At 58.2% G+C, this 16,410-nt stretch carries 13 protein-coding genes; 6 read left to right on the plus strand and 7 right to left on the minus strand.

Annotated features, from left to right (window positions below; translation table 11 throughout):
• Positions 1-26: 26 nt before the first annotated feature.
• The 5 genes from RX972_RS17080 to RX972_RS17100 form a co-directional block, all read right to left on the minus strand.
• Positions 27-761, minus strand: a complete 735-nt coding sequence (locus RX972_RS17080) for a phosphoadenylyl-sulfate reductase (protein WP_027902239.1) — start codon at positions 759-761, stop codon at positions 27-29.
• A gap of 231 nt (positions 762-992) precedes the next feature.
• Positions 993-2,345 carry an aminodeoxychorismate synthase component I gene (gene pabB / locus RX972_RS17085; RefSeq protein ID WP_316877330.1) on the minus strand — a complete coding sequence of 451 codons (1,353 nt, stop codon included), beginning with the start codon at positions 2,343-2,345 and terminating at the stop codon, positions 993-995.
• A 114-nt stretch (positions 2,346-2,459) separates the two neighbouring features.
• The gene (locus RX972_RS17090) at positions 2,460-3,437 is read right to left on the minus strand and encodes an alpha-L-glutamate ligase-like protein (protein ID WP_164706056.1); all 978 of its coding nucleotides are present in this window, start codon (positions 3,435-3,437) and stop codon (positions 2,460-2,462) included.
• Complete coding sequence (locus RX972_RS17095) at positions 3,437-4,990, minus strand: inactive transglutaminase family protein (RefSeq protein ID WP_122397780.1); 1,554 nt, start codon at positions 4,988-4,990, stop codon at positions 3,437-3,439. Before RX972_RS17095 ends, RX972_RS17090 begins: the two co-directional genes overlap by 1 nt.
• A gap of 4 nt (positions 4,991-4,994) precedes the next feature.
• Positions 4,995-5,531 carry an ATP-dependent zinc protease gene (locus RX972_RS17100; RefSeq protein WP_027902243.1) on the minus strand — a complete coding sequence of 179 codons (537 nt, stop codon included), beginning with the start codon at positions 5,529-5,531 and terminating at the stop codon, positions 4,995-4,997.
• Between the two features lie 323 nt (positions 5,532-5,854).
• On the opposite strand from RX972_RS17100, the gene RX972_RS17105 reads away from it, so the two are divergent.
• The 5 genes from RX972_RS17105 (at position 5,855) to prpF (ending at position 12,901) form a co-directional block, all read left to right on the plus strand.
• On the plus strand, positions 5,855-6,580 hold the full coding sequence (locus RX972_RS17105) for a GntR family transcriptional regulator (RefSeq protein WP_316877333.1): 726 nt from the start codon (positions 5,855-5,857) through the stop codon (positions 6,578-6,580).
• Entirely contained in the window at positions 6,580-7,473 is an 894-nt protein-coding gene (gene prpB, locus RX972_RS17110) for a methylisocitrate lyase (RefSeq protein ID WP_316877335.1), read from the plus strand. The genes RX972_RS17105 and prpB overlap by 1 nt, the downstream gene beginning before the upstream one ends.
• A gap of 141 nt (positions 7,474-7,614) precedes the next feature.
• Positions 7,615-8,742 (plus strand): 2-methylcitrate synthase, encoded by a 1,128-nt coding sequence (prpC, locus tag RX972_RS17115; RefSeq protein WP_316877337.1) that lies wholly within the window; start codon positions 7,615-7,617, stop codon positions 8,740-8,742.
• A 208-nt stretch (positions 8,743-8,950) separates the two neighbouring features.
• Entirely contained in the window at positions 8,951-11,542 is a 2,592-nt protein-coding gene (gene acnD / locus RX972_RS17120) for a Fe/S-dependent 2-methylisocitrate dehydratase AcnD (protein WP_316877339.1), read from the plus strand.
• Between the two features lie 177 nt (positions 11,543-11,719).
• The gene (prpF, locus tag RX972_RS17125) at positions 11,720-12,901 is read left to right on the plus strand and encodes a 2-methylaconitate cis-trans isomerase PrpF (RefSeq protein ID WP_316877341.1); all 1,182 of its coding nucleotides are present in this window, start codon (positions 11,720-11,722) and stop codon (positions 12,899-12,901) included.
• A 113-nt stretch (positions 12,902-13,014) separates the two neighbouring features.
• On the opposite strand, the gene RX972_RS17130 is transcribed toward prpF, so the two are convergent.
• Both RX972_RS17130 and RX972_RS17135 read right to left on the minus strand, forming a co-directional pair.
• A complete protein-coding gene (locus RX972_RS17130) occupies positions 13,015-13,833 on the minus strand; it encodes a pyruvate, water dikinase regulatory protein (protein ID WP_027902742.1) in 819 nt (272 codons plus the stop codon).
• Between the two features lie 39 nt (positions 13,834-13,872).
• Positions 13,873-14,082 (minus strand): hypothetical protein, encoded by a 210-nt coding sequence (locus tag RX972_RS17135; RefSeq protein ID WP_049827198.1) that lies wholly within the window; start codon positions 14,080-14,082, stop codon positions 13,873-13,875.
• On the opposite strand from RX972_RS17135, the gene ppsA reads away from it, so the two are divergent.
• The gene (gene ppsA / locus RX972_RS17140) at positions 14,029-16,404 is read left to right on the plus strand and encodes a phosphoenolpyruvate synthase (RefSeq protein WP_099268661.1); all 2,376 of its coding nucleotides are present in this window, start codon (positions 14,029-14,031) and stop codon (positions 16,402-16,404) included. The two genes, RX972_RS17135 and ppsA, sit on opposite strands and share 54 nt — an antisense overlap.
• The last annotated feature ends 6 nt before the right edge of the window (positions 16,405-16,410 follow it).

The following is a 16,410-nucleotide window of genomic DNA, read 5'->3' on the forward strand; positions in this document are numbered from 1 at the left end:
TTATGTAATTACCCGACGGATTATCGTCACACCTTCGCGATCAGATTCCCCGAGTGCAGCCCGCATTCCTTCTGCGTGGCTTCCTCCCACCACCAGCGACCTTCGCGCTCGTGCTGGTTCGGCAGTACCGGACGCGTGCACGGTTCGCAGCCAATACTGATGAAACCACGCTCGTGCAGGCTGTTGTATGGCAGTTCCAGCATGCGGATATAACCCCAGATTTCTTCACTGCTCATCTGTGCCAACGGGTTGAACTTGTACAGGGTGCGCTCCGGGGTGGAGAACGCGCTGTCGATTTCCAGTGCTGCAACCTGGCTGCGAGTGCCAGGGCTCTGGTCGCGACGTTGACCGGTGGCCCAGGCTTTCACGCCCGACAGTTTGCGGCGCAGTGGTTCGATCTTGCGCACGCCGCAGCATTCGCCGTGACCGTCCCGATAAAAGCTGAACAAGCCTTTCTCTTTGACGAAAGGTTCGAGCTTTTGCTGATCAGGGGTCATGATTTCGATATCGATCTTGTAGTGCTCACGGACCTGTTCGATGAAGCGATAGGTTTCCGGGTGCAGGCGACCGGTGTCCAGGCTGAAGACTTTGACGTTCTTGTTCAGTTTCCAGGCCATGTCCACCAGCACCACATCCTCGGCGCCGCTGAACGAAATCCACAGCTCGTCACCGAAATGCTGGAAGGCCAGTTTGAGGATGTCCTGTGCCGACTTGTTGGCGTAGGTCGCGGCGAGTTCGGCGACATCGAAGGGTGTGCTCATCAGGCGGTTTCCTAAATATGGCGCTTAGGCGCTCGTAATGACGCGAATGTTAACAAAATCTTTCGACGGGTTGGCCGGTTCATCTCGCCGTTTACGGCATCGAACGGAGAATTCATCGTGGCGTCGAATCGCGATTTACGCGTGTAGATGCATTTTCGTAGGAGCTGCCGAAGGCTGCGAAGCATTCATCCTGACATACCTCCATCGCAGCCTTCGGCAGCTCCTACAGGATTAACGAGGCATCATTTTTTCCAGCGTATCCAGCAAAACCCGGACCTTGGTAAACGACTCCTGATACTCGGCTTCGCAATCGGAATCCGCAACGATTCCGCCACCGGCCCAGCAGGATATCTTGCCGTTCCTTGCCAGCAGACTGCGAATCGCGATGGAGCTGTCCATCTCGCCACGCACGTCGAGATACAGCAATGAGCCGCAGTACAGGCCGCGGCGGGTAGGTTCCAGTTCATCGATGATCTGCATGGCGCGAATTTTTGGCGCGCCGGTGATGGAGCCACCAGGAAAGCTGCCTGCGATCAAGTCCAGCGCGTCGTGATGGTCTGCCAGCTCACCCACCACGCTGCTGACCAAGTGGTGCACGTTGGGGTAGCTCTCCAGGCTGAACAGTTCCGGCACTTTCACTGAGCCAATACGGCAGCTGCGCCCCAGATCGTTGCGTAGCAGGTCGACAATCATCAGGTTTTCCGCACGATCCTTGGTGCTGGACAGGAGTTCCTGCGCATAGGCCTGGTCTTCGGCAGTATTTGTGCTCCGGGGGCGGGTGCCTTTAATGGGCCGGGTCTCGACGTGGCCCTGGCTGACCTTGACGAAGCGTTCAGGCGAAAGGCTCAGTACCGCGTCGCCATCTGGCAGTGCCTGATAACCGGAAAACGGGGTAGGGCAGGCCTGCCGCAACGCGCAGTAAGCCGCCCACGGGTCGCCTTCGTAGCGGGCCTGGAAGCGCTGAGTCAGATTCACCTGATAGCAGTCGCCTGCGTGGATGTAGGCCTGGATGCGTTCAAAGGCTTCACGGTAAGCGCTGGCACTGATTGAGGTCTCGAACTGGCCGACGAGGGCGAAGAGGTTCGGCTCGGATGCGTGCTGAGCGCTGAACAGCGCAATCAGCCGTTGTCGCTCGGCGTCTGCAAGCGACGGGTGAAACACCAGTTGGCTGGTCTGCTGTTGATGATCGCTGATCAATGCCCAGGCATAGAGCCCCAGTCGTGCGTCGGGAAGTAGCAGGTCATCAAGCGCAGCGCCGGATTGTGTTTCCAGGCGGCGACCGAAGTCATAACTGAGGTAACCGATCAAACCGCCTGCGAATGGCAACTCACAGTCGGCTGGCAACTGCGCCTGGCCGAGGGCGTTCAAGCCATCACGCAAGCGCTGGAAAAATCCGCTGCCGGTTTCTGCGCTGTCCGGCACGAATGTTTGCACGGGCCAGGCGCTGAGCAGGTCGTAGCGGCCGCGGTGGGCAGTCGGCCTGCCGCTGTCGAGAAGAATGGCGCCCGGGGCGTGAAGGATGCGTTGGAAATAATCCGCTGGGTCGGCGCGATAAGGCAGCGAATAGAGTAAGCAGTCAGGCATTCGAGGGTGTCAGTTCGGAGCGCGGGACGGGGATTGTAGTCCTCCGTCGGGATCGCTCCTAGGGGGGCGTCGTAATTGGGCTGTTACGAGTGTCATTACGGAGTGGCTGAGTGCTCAGGGCACCTGCACGTGACCAAACAGCTCCTGAACAAACTGTACGCGCTGCTCCGGTGTTTCCTGTTCGCCATTGAGTGCCAATTGCTCCAGTCGCGCTTCAACTGCCTGGGTCCGGTGCGTCAGGCCGCAGTCGTTGGCAATCTGGATATTCAGGCCTGGGCGGGCGTTGAGTTCGAGAATCAGTGGTCCTTGCTCCTGATCCAGCACCATGTCGACGCCGATGTAGCCCAGGCCGCACAGCTCGTAGCACTCGGCGGCCAGCTTCATGAAGCCGTCCCAGTTGGGCAATTGAACGCCATCCACGGCATTGGTGGTGTCCGGGTGTTTGGTAATGATGTTGTTCAGCCAGGTGCCACGCAGGGTTATTCCTGTAGCCAGATCGACACCGACGCCAATCGCGCCCTGGTGCAGGTTGGCCTTGCCCCCGGACTGCCGGGTGGGCAGGCGCAGCATGGCCATGACCGGGTAGCCCATCAGCACGATGATGCGTATATCCGGCACGCCCTCGTAGCTGATGCTTTTGAAAATCTGATCCGGAGTGACGCGGTATTCGATCAGCGCCCGATCCCGATGGCCGCCCAGCGAGTAGAGCCCGGTAAGGATGCTCGACACCTGATGCTCGATCTCCGAGTGGCTGACGATGCGCCCGGAGACAGTGCGGTAGCGACCCTCGAAACGATCGGCGATCACCAGAATGCCATCGCCGCCAGCGCCCTGAGCAGGCTTGATCACAAAGTCGCTGCGGCCGCCAATGATCTCGTCGAGTTTTTCGATTTCCTTCTCTGTGGAGATAACCCCGTACATTTCGGGCACGTTGATGCCCGCGGCAATGGCCCGTTCCTTGGTGATGATTTTGTCATCGACAATCGGATACAGACTACGCTTGTTGTACTTGAGCACGTAGTCGGCGTTGCGTCGGTTGATGCCCATGATGCCCCGGGCTTCCAGCGCCTTCCAGGTTTTCCACCAGCCGATCATTTGGCTTCTTCTTGCTTGGATTCTTCCTTGAGGAAGGCTTTGAAGCGAACCAGTTCAGTCAGGCGATAACCGCGATAGCGACCCATGGCCAGCATGAAACCCACCAGAATCAGCAGCACTGCCGGGAAGGTGAAGACGAAGTAGATCAGCGCTGGCACGCTCATGATGATGTGCGCCAGGGAGGCCGCGAACAGAGTGCCGATAGCAACTTTCATGGCATGGCCGCCACCGCGCTCTTCCCAGGTGATCGACAGGCGTTCAATGGTCATGGTCAGAATCACCATCGGGAACAGTGCCACTGAAAGGCCGCGCTCCAGACCCAGTTTGTGGCTGAGCACGCTGATGGCCGCAATCAGCACCACCACGAATGTCAGAACCACTGACAGGCGGGGCAGCATTTGCAGCTTCAAATGTTCCAGATAAGAGCGTAACGACAGGCCGAGCGCGGTGATTACCGTGAACAGGATGATGCCGAAGCCAAGCTGGGTTTCCCTGAACGCCAGAGCGATCAGTACCGGGGTAAATGTACCGAGGGTCTGCAGGCCAATGAGGTTGCGCAGGACCAGAATGACCAACACGCCGATCGGGATCATGACCATGATCATGAAGGTATGCTGGGTTTCCAACGGCAGGCCATACAACGAGTATTCGAGGAAGTCGGCGTCAGTGCTGGCATCGGTCAGCTGTGCCAGGCGAATCGCGTTCATCTCGCTGTTGTTGAGGCTGAACGTGACCAGGGCCTTTTTGCCACCCTCGACGCTGATCAGATTGTCGTCGCCGGTCCACCACAGCAAACGGTCATCAGGCAGGCCTTTTTCGCCGGTGTCCGGGTTGAAATACAGCCAGTCCTTGCCGTTGAAGCTGCGCAGCCAGAGTTCCGGGCTTTGCGGCTGGTCAGCCACGAGACGAATGGTGTGGACCTTTTCCATCGGTACGTGGGCAATGGACAGCAGCAATTCGGTAATGCGTGCTTTGTTGGTGCTGGAGGTATCACCCGCCAGCAGCAGCTTGACGTTGTCATCCTTCAGGTTATTAACCCGCTTGATGGCTTCAGTGATGAAGGTTTCAACGTCGGCCGAGTGTTGGCGGATGGGAGCGAGCAGTGCTTCGGCAGCGATTTTCTCCGGACCTTCGACAGGAATGCTGTCACGGAAGATCGGACCTTTGGTCTTGAGCCTCTCGCCGCTATAGCGCTTGGTCAGCACCAGGCGGTAATACAGGGTCTGATTGCCGGTTGCACGACGTGCCGACCAGGTGACTTTGCGATTGCCGTCGACCCGGTTGACGCTGACACCATAGTTATTGGAAATAAAGCTTTCGTTGAGGCTGATGAAATCCCGCGCCAGTGGCGGTACGAACATCTGGACCTTCACCGAATCCTTATTGTTGTTGGCAACGAATTCGACTTTGGCGTCGATATTCCACAAGTCGTCGGTTTCATCCTCAGTCATCGGGATGCCGAGCGCCAGAATCTGATAGGCCGTGATCGCGATTCCGAGGGTCACCAGGACGCCGATCAGGATTTTCAGATGCAAAGTCAAAGAACGCATGGGTTTACTCGGTGGTTTGAGCAGTAATTTCACAGCCAGGCTTGCCCGCTGCGTACTTAAGGCTTGGGTCGACCAGCGCATCAAAGCGTTTTAGAGCCTCGGAGCCGATCAAAAGCGGATATTGGAAAGCACTTCTGTCCGTCAAGTTCACTTCAATGGTGCGTAAAGATGCACCCATGCACACATCAAGGCTGATCACCGGGCGCGCCGTGTATTTTTTTTCCTCATCCGCGTCGTAATCATCGGCTCGTCGCTTGATCTTGCTGACCCTTGCCAGCGGCCGCTCGATGGGGTGCGCATGGGCATCATCGATCGCCAGATAGAAGCGCACCCAGGTCTCGCCATTGCGTTTGAAATGTTTAATGTCCCGAGCGCTCAGTGAAGCAGTCTTGGCGCCGGTGTCGAGTTTGGCGGCAACTTGCAGGTCGATATCGTTGAGCTGAGCGTATTCGTTCAGACCATAAACGGTCTTGTCGGCTGCCATGCCGTTGATTGATAGCAGAAGAAGGCAGAGCAGGGCGGGGAGGGCTTTGAGTGTCATAAATCCTGGCACATTGAGGGCGGTCATCCGGACATCGCCCTTGAGTCGTTTGTTGGCTGGCGCAGTGCTATCACTGACGATCAGTCGGGGCGGCATTCTAGCATGAAGGTGCGTCTCGCTCACTGCGATGATCCTGTGGGAGCCTGGCTTGCCCGCGATAAGGCAACCGCAATACCTGGATCTTTTGGTGCCCTTATCGCGGGCAAGCCCAGCTCTCACAAACTAGTGCGCTGTAAAGATATTGTCGACACCCTCAAGGTTTTCTTTGACTGCTGGATGATCTATAGCTACTTTTAGCTGAAATAATCCATATGGTGTCGACAATGTTGGATTCGGTCGAAAGCGCTGCTCCAGTGAACGAGGACCCGGAAACCCTCTCCGAAAACGTCTTCCGTCGCATTCAGTCCGCCATCATCAAAGGTGAGATCGCCCCCGGCAGCAAGATTTCCGAACCTGAGCTGGCGCGTACTTACGGCATCAGTCGTGGCCCTTTGCGTGAGGCGATTCATCGTCTGGAAGGTCAACGCCTGCTGGTACGGGTGCCGCATGTGGGCGCTCGTGTCGTTTCCCTCAGCCATGCCGAACTGATCGAACTTTACGAAATTCGCGAATCCCTCGAGGGCATGGCCTGCCGTCTGGCGGCCGAGCGCATGACCGCCGAAGAAATCGATGACTTGCGCCGGGTGCTGGAAACCCATGAGCGTGATGCCGCGTTTCAGGCCGGAGTCGGTTATTACCAGCAGGAAGGGGATTTCGATTTCCACTACCGGATCATCCAGGGCAGCGGCAATAAAACCCTGACGCAAATGCTCTGCGGCGATCTGTATCAGTTGGTGCGCATGTACCGTATCCAGTTCTCCGCAACGCCCAACCGGCCTCGTCAGGCCTTTGCCGAACACCATCGCATTCTCGACGCCATCGCCGACCGTGACGGCGAACTGGCCGAACTGTTGATGCGTCGCCACATCGGCGCCTCCAAGCGCAATATCGAGCGGCACTATTTAGAGCAGTGTTCCCTGCAACAGCCTGCCCCAACCCGAGGTGAATAATGAATTCCAATAAAACCACTCCTGGTCAACGTTTTCGTGATGCGGTTGCCAGCGAGCATCCGCTGCAAGTGGTCGGCGCGATCAATGCCAACCATGCGTTGCTGGCCAAGCGCGCCGGGTTCAAGGCGATCTACCTGTCGGGTGGCGGGGTGGCGGCGGGCTCTCTGGGCATTCCTGATCTGGGTATCACCGGCCTGGATGACGTCCTGACTGACGTACGCCGTATCACCGATGTCTGCGATTTGCCTTTGCTGGTAGACGTTGATACGGGTTTTGGCTCTTCGGCCTTCAATGTCGCACGCACCGTGCGCTCCATGATCAAGTTCGGTGCGGCGGCGATCCATATTGAAGACCAAGTGGGCGCCAAGCGCTGCGGCCATCGTCCGAATAAAGAAATCGTGACCCAGCAGGAAATGGTCGATCGCATCAAAGCAGCCGTGGACGCCCGCACCGATGACAGCTTCGTGATCATGGCTCGCACAGACGCGCTGGCGGTGGAAGGGCTGGAATCAACCCTTGAGCGTGCAGCAGCGTGCATCGAAGCGGGTGCCGACATGGTCTTCCCCGAAGCCATCACCGAGCTGGACATGTACAAGCTGTTTGCCTCGCGGGTCAAAGCACCGATTCTGGCCAACATCACCGAGTTTGGCGCCACGCCGCTGTTCACCGTGGACGAGCTGCGCAGCGCTGATGTGTCCCTGGTGCTCTATCCTTTATCGGCATTCCGCGCCATGAACAAGGCGGCGGAAAATGTCTACGGCGCGATTCGCCGGGATGGCAGCCAGAAAAATGTGGTCGACACCATGCAGACCCGCATGGAGCTTTACGACGCAATTGATTACCACACCTTCGAGCAGAAGCTGGATGCGCTGTTTGCGCAGAAGAAAGGGTAAGGCGCGACCACCCGGTAGGAGCCAACTTGTTGGCGCAGCGTCGGGGGTGCCCCCGCCTCGCCAACAAGTTGGCGGGGGCCGGGGGGGCGGAGGTGTGACGGGATTGCCACATCGCTAAAAAATCCAAAATTGGAGAGAGCAATGGCTGAAGCAAAAGTATTAAGCGGCGCGGGCCTGCGTGGTCAGGTTGCCGGGCAGACTGCCTTGTCTACCGTGGGCCAGACTGGTGCCGGTTTGACCTACCGGGGCTACGACGTAAAAGAGCTGGCTGCCGAGGCGCGTTTTGAAGAAGTTGCCTACCTGTTGTTGTATGGCGAGCTACCGACTCTGGCGCAACTGGATAGCTACCTGGCGAAGCTGAAAAACCTCCGTGACCTGCCGCCAGCCTTGAAGGAAGTCCTCGAGCGGATCCCTGCTGATACCCACCCCATGGATGTCATGCGCACCGGCGCTTCGATGCTGGGCACGCTGGAGCCGGAAACCAGCTTCGAGCAACAGCGCGATTCAACCGATCGCCTGCTCGCGGCCTTCCCGGCAATCATGTGTTACTGGTATCGCTTCAGCCACGACGGCAAGCGGATTGATTGCGTGACCGACGAGGACTCTATTGGCGCGCATTTCCTGCATCTGTTGCTGGACAAGAAACCCAGTGACCTGCATCGCAAGGTCATGGACGTTTCCCTGATCCTCTACGCAGAGCACGAATTCAATGCCTCGACCTTCACGGCGCGGGTCTGTGCCTCGACTCTGTCCGATCTGTTCTCATGCATCACGGCGGCGATTGGCACGTTGCGCGGTCCGTTGCACGGCGGCGCCAATGAAGCGGCCATGGAGATGATTCAGCGTTTTGATTCCGCCGAAGACGCTATCAAAGGCACCTTGGGCATGCTGGAGCGCAAAGACAAGATCATGGGCTTTGGTCACGCGATCTATAAAGAGTCGGATCCACGCAATGAAGTGATCAAGGGTTGGGCGAAAAAACTCGCCGATGAAGCGGGCGACACGGTGTTGTACCCAGTGTCTGAAGCCATCGACAAAACCATGTGGGAGCAGAAGAAGCTGTTTCCCAATGCCGACTTCTACCATGCCTCGGCGTACCACTTCATGGGTATCCCGACCAAACTGTTTACGCCGATTTTCGTCTGCTCACGCCTGACTGGCTGGGCGGCGCACGTGTTCGAACAGCGTGCCAATAACCGCATCATTCGACCCAGCGCCGAGTATATCGGCGTGGAGCAGCGTAGTTTTGTGAGCATCGAAAAACGCTGATTATAAAAATGTTCAGGTAAGGGCTGCCCTGGTGTCCATGGCACCGCGCTGTTTCGCGGCAAACATTGGACCTGTAGGGGCTGCCGAAGGCTGCGATGGCGTTGTGTCAGATGAACGCTTCGCAGCCTTCGGCAGCTCCTACAGAGTGAGATGAGTTTGTTGCCCCTTACAAGAGCTCCCACCATTTCCGTGATTGAGGCCCTGCGCCATGAATTCAGAACACCGCAAACCCTTGCCCGGCACCTCACTGGACTACTTCGATGCTCGTGAAGCAGTCGATGCCATCAAACCCGGCGCCTACGACGGCTTGCCATATACCTCGCGAGTGCTGGCGGAAAATCTGGTGCGGCGCTGCGATCCTGCAACCCTGAGTGCATCTCTTTCACAGCTGATCGAGCGCAAGCGCGATCTGGACTTCCCGTGGTTTCCGGCCCGAGTGGTGTGTCACGACATTCTTGGCCAGACGGCGCTGGTTGACCTGGCCGGCCTGCGTGACGCCATTGCTCTACAAGGTGGCGATCCAGCACTGGTCAATCCGGTGGTGCCGACGCAGTTGATCGTCGATCATTCCCTCGCGGTTGAGCATGGCGGTTTCGAGCCTGACGCCTTCGAACGTAACCGGGCGATTGAAGATCGCCGCAACGAAGACCGTTTTCACTTCATCAACTGGACCAAAAAAGCCTTCAAGAATGTCGATGTTATCCCGCCCGGCAACGGCATCATGCACCAGATCAATCTGGAGCGAATGTCGCCTGTGGTGCATGCACTGGAGGGCGTGGCATTTCCGGACACATTAGTCGGTACCGACAGTCATACGCCTCATGTGGACGCGCTGGGTGTGATCGCCATTGGCGTCGGCGGGCTTGAAGCCGAGAGCGTCATGCTCGGCCGGGCGTCGTGGATGCGCCTGCCAGACATCATTGGCGTTGAACTGGTGGGCAAACGTCAGCCCGGCATTACCGCAACCGACATCGTGCTGGCCGTGACCGAGTTTCTGCGGGCCGAAAAAGTCGTGTCTTCTTACCTGGAGTTTTTCGGCGACGGCGCTAATGCACTGACCTTGGGCGATCGGGCGACTATCTCCAATATGACGCCTGAATTCGGCGCGACTGCGGCGATGTTCTACATCGATCAGCAAACCCTGGAATACCTGACCCTGACCGGGCGCGATCCCGAGCAAGTCAGGCTGGTCGAAATCTACGCTAAACAGACTGGTCTGTGGGCCGACAGTCTGAAAACCGCCGAGTACGAGCGGGTGCTGAAATTCGACCTGTCCAGCGTCGTACGCAATATCGCTGGACCCTCCAATCCTCATCGCCGGGTGCCAACTTCCGAATTGGCCGCGCTGGGAATTTCTGGCGTCGTAGAAAACGAGCCGGGCCTGATGCCCGACGGCGCGGTGATCATCGCGGCAATCACCAGTTGCACCAACACCAGCAACCCACGCAACGTGATCGCTGCGGGCTTGTTGGCGCGTAACGCCAATGCCGCTGGCCTGACGCGCAAACCCTGGGTCAAATCGTCTCTGGCGCCAGGCTCGAAGGCGGTGCAGTTGTACCTTGAAGAAGCCAATCTGCTGCCGGAACTGGAAGCTTTGGGCTTTGGCATCGTCGGTTTTGCCTGCACCACCTGCAACGGCATGAGCGGCGCGCTGGATCCGGTCATTCAGCAGGAAGTCATCGACCGGGATCTGTACGCCACGGCGGTATTGTCCGGTAACCGCAACTTTGACGGGCGCATTCATCCTTATGCCAAGCAGGCCTTCCTGGCGTCACCGCCCCTGGTGGTGGCCTATGCGATTGCTGGCACTATTCGTTTCGATATCGAGAAGGATGTTCTCGGCATCGACAAGGCAGGTAATCCGGTCACGTTGAAAGACATCTGGCCGAGTGACGAGGAAATCGACGCGGTGGTCAAAGCCAGCGTCAAGCCGGATCAGTTTCGTCAGGTTTACATCCCTATGTTCGAGATCAAGGCCGACGACGGTGAGCGGGTCAAACCGCTTTATGACTGGCGTGCGCCAAGCACTTACATTCGACGTCCGCCGTATTGGGAGGGTGCACTGGCGGGGGCTCGCCCATTGAAAGGCATGCGTCCGCTGGCCGTGCTCGGCGACAACATCACCACTGATCACTTGTCACCTTCCAACGCGATCATGCTCGACAGCGCTGCCGGGGAATATCTGGCGAAAATGGGCCTGCCGGAAGAGGACTTCAACTCGTACGCGACGCATAGGGGCGACCATTTGACCGCGCAGCGTGCGACCTTCGCCAACCCCAAGCTGATCAACGAAATGGTGCTGATCGACGGCAAGGTCAAGCAGGGCTCGCTGGCACGTATCGAGCCGGAAGGTCAGGTCACGCGAATGTGGGAGGCGATTGAAACCTACATGGAGCGCAAGCAGCCGCTGATCATTATTGCGGGCGCAGATTACGGCCAGGGCTCCTCCCGCGACTGGGCAGCCAAAGGTGTGCGGCTGGCCGGTGTCGAAGCCATCGCTGCCGAAGGTTTCGAACGCATACACCGTACCAATCTGGTGGGCATGGGCGTTCTGCCGCTGGAGTTCAAGCCGGGTGTTGATCGCCATACGCTGGGCATTGATGGCAGCGAAACCTACGACGTGATCGGCGAGCGTATTCCCCGCAGCACCTTGACGCTGGTGATCCACCGCAAGAATGGTGAGCGAGTCGAGGTGCCGGTGACCTGCCGTCTTGATACCGCTGAAGAGGTGTCGATCTACGAAGCGGGCGGCGTGTTGCAGCGTTTTGCGCAGGATTTTCTCGAGGCGGCTACAGCCTGAAGATCGCCCATATCTTGATTTGGAATCAGATCAATTGTGGGAGCTGAGCTTGGTCTGGGCGGCATTCCGACGATCAGACCAGCTCGATTCACTTTAGACCGCATATACCTTATCGCGGGCAAGCCTCGCTCCCACAGGTTGGGTGCTCGCCTCGCGATTGCATGGAGACAAATTTTTATGGCAAGCGCACCACAAATAAAAATCCCCGCCACCTACATGCGCGGCGGTACCAGTAAAGGCGTGTTCTTCACGCTGGCTGACCTGCCCGAAGCAGCGCAGGCGCCAGGTGCGGCTCGCGATGCTTTGCTGCTGCGGGTCATCGGCAGCCCCGATCCCTACGAAAAGCAGATCGACGGGATGGGTGCTGCGACTTCCAGTACCAGCAAGACGGTGATCGTGTCGCGCAGCAGTCGGGCGGATCACGACGTGGATTATCTGTTCGGTCAGGTCTCCATCGACAAGCCCTTCGTGGACTGGAGCGGCAATTGCGGGAATCTCTCGGCAGCCGTCGGCCCGTTCGCCATCAGCAGCGGTCTGCTGGACGCCTCGCGGGTTCCCCAAAACGGCGTTGTCGTGGTGCGGATATGGCAGGCAAATATTGGCAAGACGATTATTGCCCATGTGCCCATTACTGACGGAGCGGTGCAGGAAACCGGCGATTTTGAACTGGACGGCGTGACGTTTCCTGCCGCCGAAGTGCAGCTGGAATTCCTCGATCCGGCGGCCGACGAAGAGGGCGGTGGTGGTTCGATGTTTCCTACCGGCAATCTGGTGGATGAGTTGGAGGTGCCAGGTGTTGGCACGTTCAAGGCCACGCTGATCAATGCCGGTATCCCGACCATTTTTGTTAACGCTCGAGACATCGGCTACAGCGGTTGTGAATTGCAAGGCGATATCAATGGCGACCCTAAAGCGTTGGCCATGTTTGAAGCGATCCGCGCCCACGGGGCGCTGCGCATGGGCTTGATCAAGTATCTGGAAGAAGCTGCAACCCGCCAGCACACGCCGAAAGTCGCGTTTGTGGCAGAAGCTGCTGACTACATCGCCTCCAGCGGCAAGCCGGTAGCTGCCAGCAATATCGACCTGCTGGTGCGTGCCATGTCCATGGGCAAGTTGCATCACGCCATGATGGGGACGGCTGCGGTGGCCATCGGTACCGCAGCGGCGATCCCGGGCACGCTGGTCAATCTGGCAGCGGGTGGCATTGAACGTGAGGCGGTGCGTTTCGGACATCCGTCCGGCACCTTGCGGGTCGGGGCTCAGGCGCTGCAGAGCAACGGCGAATGGAAAGTCACCAAAGCCATCATGAGCCGTAGCGCGAGGGTGTTGATGGAGGGTTGGGTGAGGGTGCCGGGTTAGGCGAATGAGGTGCTGTAGGAGCGCGCTTGCCCGCGATGGCGTCAGATCAGTCAATTGATTTTTTGCTGACACACCGCCTCGCGTGCAAGCTCCTGCAGGCGGGCGGCGCGGGCCTACTTAAACCTGCGCTCAACCCCTTTCTCCACCAGCACCTTGGCCGAGATTTCTTCCACTGAGAAATGGGTGGAATTGATGTGCGGGATGTTTTCCCGGCGGAACAGGCTTTCCACTTCACGAACTTCGAACTCGCACTGGGCATAGCTGGAATAGCGGCTGTTGGGTTTGCGTTCGTGGCGAATGGCGGTCAGACGATCTGGATCAATAGTCAGGCCGAATAATTTGCTACGGTGCTCCTTCAGCGCATTTGGCAGTTGCAGGCGCTCCATGTCGTCTTCGGTGAGCGGGTAGTTGGCGGCGCGGATGCCGAATTGCATGGCCATGTACAGGCAAGTCGGGGTTTTGCCGCAGCGCGACACGCCCACCAGAATGATGTCTGCCTTGTCGTAGTAGTGCGTACGGGCACCGTCGTCGTTGTCCAGCGCGAAGTTCACCGCCTCAATCCGCTCCATGTAATTGGAGTTGTGGCCGATGGAGTGCGATTTGCCCACCGAGTAGGAGGAGTGTGAACTAAGCTCTTGCTCCAGCGGTGCCAGAAAGGTCGAAAAGATGTCGATCATGAAGCCGTTGGACGTCGCCAGGATCTCGCGGATGTCCTGATTGACGATGGTGTCGAAGATAATCGGGCGGACATCGTCCTTGTCGGCGGCATTGTTGATTTGTTGTACCATCGCCCGCGCTTTCTCGACGCTGTCGATATAGGGCCTGGTGAACTTGTTGAACGTAATGTTCTCAAATTGCGCTAACAGGCTTTGGCCAAGGGTTTCAGCGGTAATCCCGGTGCCGTCGGAGATAAAAAAAGCAGATCGTTTCATTTGCGCCTTTGGCCTTAAGCTGGTGACGATTGTTGGATATCATAGGCGCGCTTGCGGGCCCGAGTGGTTGGCATTCACAACTTTTTTCCAGGTTTCGGCTTGAGGCCAGGCCAGAACGCGTTCGGGGCCACGCGGTAGCGGGGCGACCCAGACTGAGCTTTTCCCAACAACAACACAGTTAGTGGAGAGATCACCTTGGTAGAGTACGTAGTTTCCCTCGATAAGCTCGGCGTCCATGATGTGGAGCATGTGGGAGGCAAGAACGCATCCCTCGGCGAAATGATCAGCAACCTTGCAGGTGCTGGCGTTTCGGTGCCCGGTGGCTTCGCCACTACGGCCCAGGCCTACCGTGATTTCCTTGAGCTGAGTGGTCTGAACGATCAGATCCACGCAGCCCTGGACGCTCTGGATGTCGACGATGTCAACGCGCTGGCCAAAACCGGTGCGCAGATTCGTCAGTGGATCATGGAAGCCGAGTTCCCCGAAAAGCTCAACGCCGAAATCCGCACTGCCTTTGCCGAACTGTCGGCAGGCAACCCGAATCTCGCCGTTGCCGTGCGTTCTTCCGCCACTGCTGAAGACCTTCCCGATGCGTCCTTTGCCGGGCAGCAGGAAACCTTCCTTAATATCCGCGGCGTTGAAAACGTCATCCGTGCGGCCAAGGAAGTGTTTGCCTCGTTGTTCAACGACCGGGCCATTTCCTACCGTGTTCACCAGGGCTTTGATCACAAGCTCGTAGCCTTGTCGGCGGGCGTGCAGCGCATGGTGCGCTCCGAAACCGGTACGGCAGGCGTGATGTTCACCCTGGACACCGAATCCGGTTTCCGCGACGTGGTGTTCATCACCGGCGCTTACGGCCTGGGTGAAACGGTGGTGCAGGGCGCGGTCAACCCTGACGAATTCTACGTACACAAGGGCACCCTCGCAGCGGGTCGCCCGGCCATCCTGCGGCGCAATCTGGGCAGCAAGGCCATCAAGATGATCTATGGCGAAGAAGCCAAGGCGGGGCGTTCGGTGAAAACCGTGGACGTCGAGCCTGCTGATCGCGCGCGTTTCTGCCTGACTGACGAGGAAGTCGCAGAGCTGGCCAAGCAGGCGATGATCATCGAGAAGCACTACAAGGCACCGATGGATATCGAGTGGGCCAAAGACGGTGATGACGGCAAGCTGTACATCGTCCAGGCGCGTCCTGAAACCGTGAAGAGCCGCGCCCAGGCGAATGTCATGGAGCGCTACCTGCTGAAGGAAACCGGCACGGTGCTGGTGGAAGGTCGAGCCATTGGTCAGCGCATCGGCGCAGGCAAGGTCCGCATCATCAGAGACGTGTCCGAAATGGACAAGGTCCAGCCCGGCGATGTACTGGTTTCCGACATGACCGATCCGGACTGGGAACCGGTCATGAAGCGCGCCAGCGCCATCGTCACCAACCGGGGCGGTCGTACCTGCCACGCGGCGATCATTGCCCGTGAGTTGGGCATTCCGGCGGTCGTGGGTTGTGGCAATGCCACGCAACTGTTGCAGGACGGTCAGGGCGTCACGGTTTCCTGCGCGGAAGGCGATACCGGTTACATCTTCGAAGGCGAGCTGGGCTTCGACATCAAGACCAACTCGGTCGATGCCATGCCTGAGCTGCCGTTCAAGATCATGATGAACGTCGGCAACCCGGATCGTGCATTTGACTTCGCTCAATTGCCTAACGCCGGTGTCGGTCTGGCGCGTCTGGAATTCATCATCAACCGCATGATCGGCGTGCACCCCAAGGCGCTGCTCAACTACGACAGCCTGCCTCAGGACATCAAAGACAGCGTCGACAAGCGTATCGCCGGTTACGACGACCCGGTTGGCTTCTATGTCGAGAAGCTGGTCGAAGGCATCAGTACCCTGGCCGCAGCGTTTACTCCGAAAAAGGTCATCGTGCGCCTCTCGGACTTCAAGTCCAACGAGTATGCCAACCTGATCGGCGGCAAGATGTACGAGCCGGAAGAAGAAAACCCGATGCTGGGTTTCCGTGGCGCTTCCCGCTACATCAGCGAAAACTTCCGCGACTGTTTCGAGCTGGAATGCCGTGCCCTCAAGCGTGTGCGTGAGGAAATGGGCCTGACCAACGTCGAGATCATGGTGCCGTTCGTGCGTACGCTGGGCGAAGCCAGTCAGGTCATTGATCTGCTGGCCGAGAACGGTCTGAAGCGCGGCGAAAACGGCCTGCGCGTGATCATGATGTGTGAGCTGCCGTCGAACGCTATCCTCGCTGAAGAGTTCCTCGAGTACTTTGACGGTTTCTCCATCGGTTCCAACGATTTGACTCAGCTGACGCTGGGGCTGGACCGTGACTCCGGGGTTATCGCGCATCTGTTTGACGAGCGTAACCCTGCAGTGAAGAAGCTGCTGTCCAATGCCATTCAGGCCTGTAACAAGGCTGGCAAGTACATCGGCATCTGCGGTCAGGGCCCATCGGACCATCCAGACCTGGCCCGCTGGTTGATGGATCAGGGCATTGAAAGCGTTTCGTTGAACCCGGATTCCGTTCTGGAAACCTGGTTCTTCCTGGCTGAGGCTCAGGCCCCGGTCTGATGTGAT

Origin of the sequence: Pseudomonas syringae group sp. J309-1, assembly GCF_032582135.1 — a bacterium.
GTDB classification, from domain to species: Bacteria; Pseudomonadota; Gammaproteobacteria; order Pseudomonadales; family Pseudomonadaceae; genus Aquipseudomonas; species Aquipseudomonas quasicaspiana.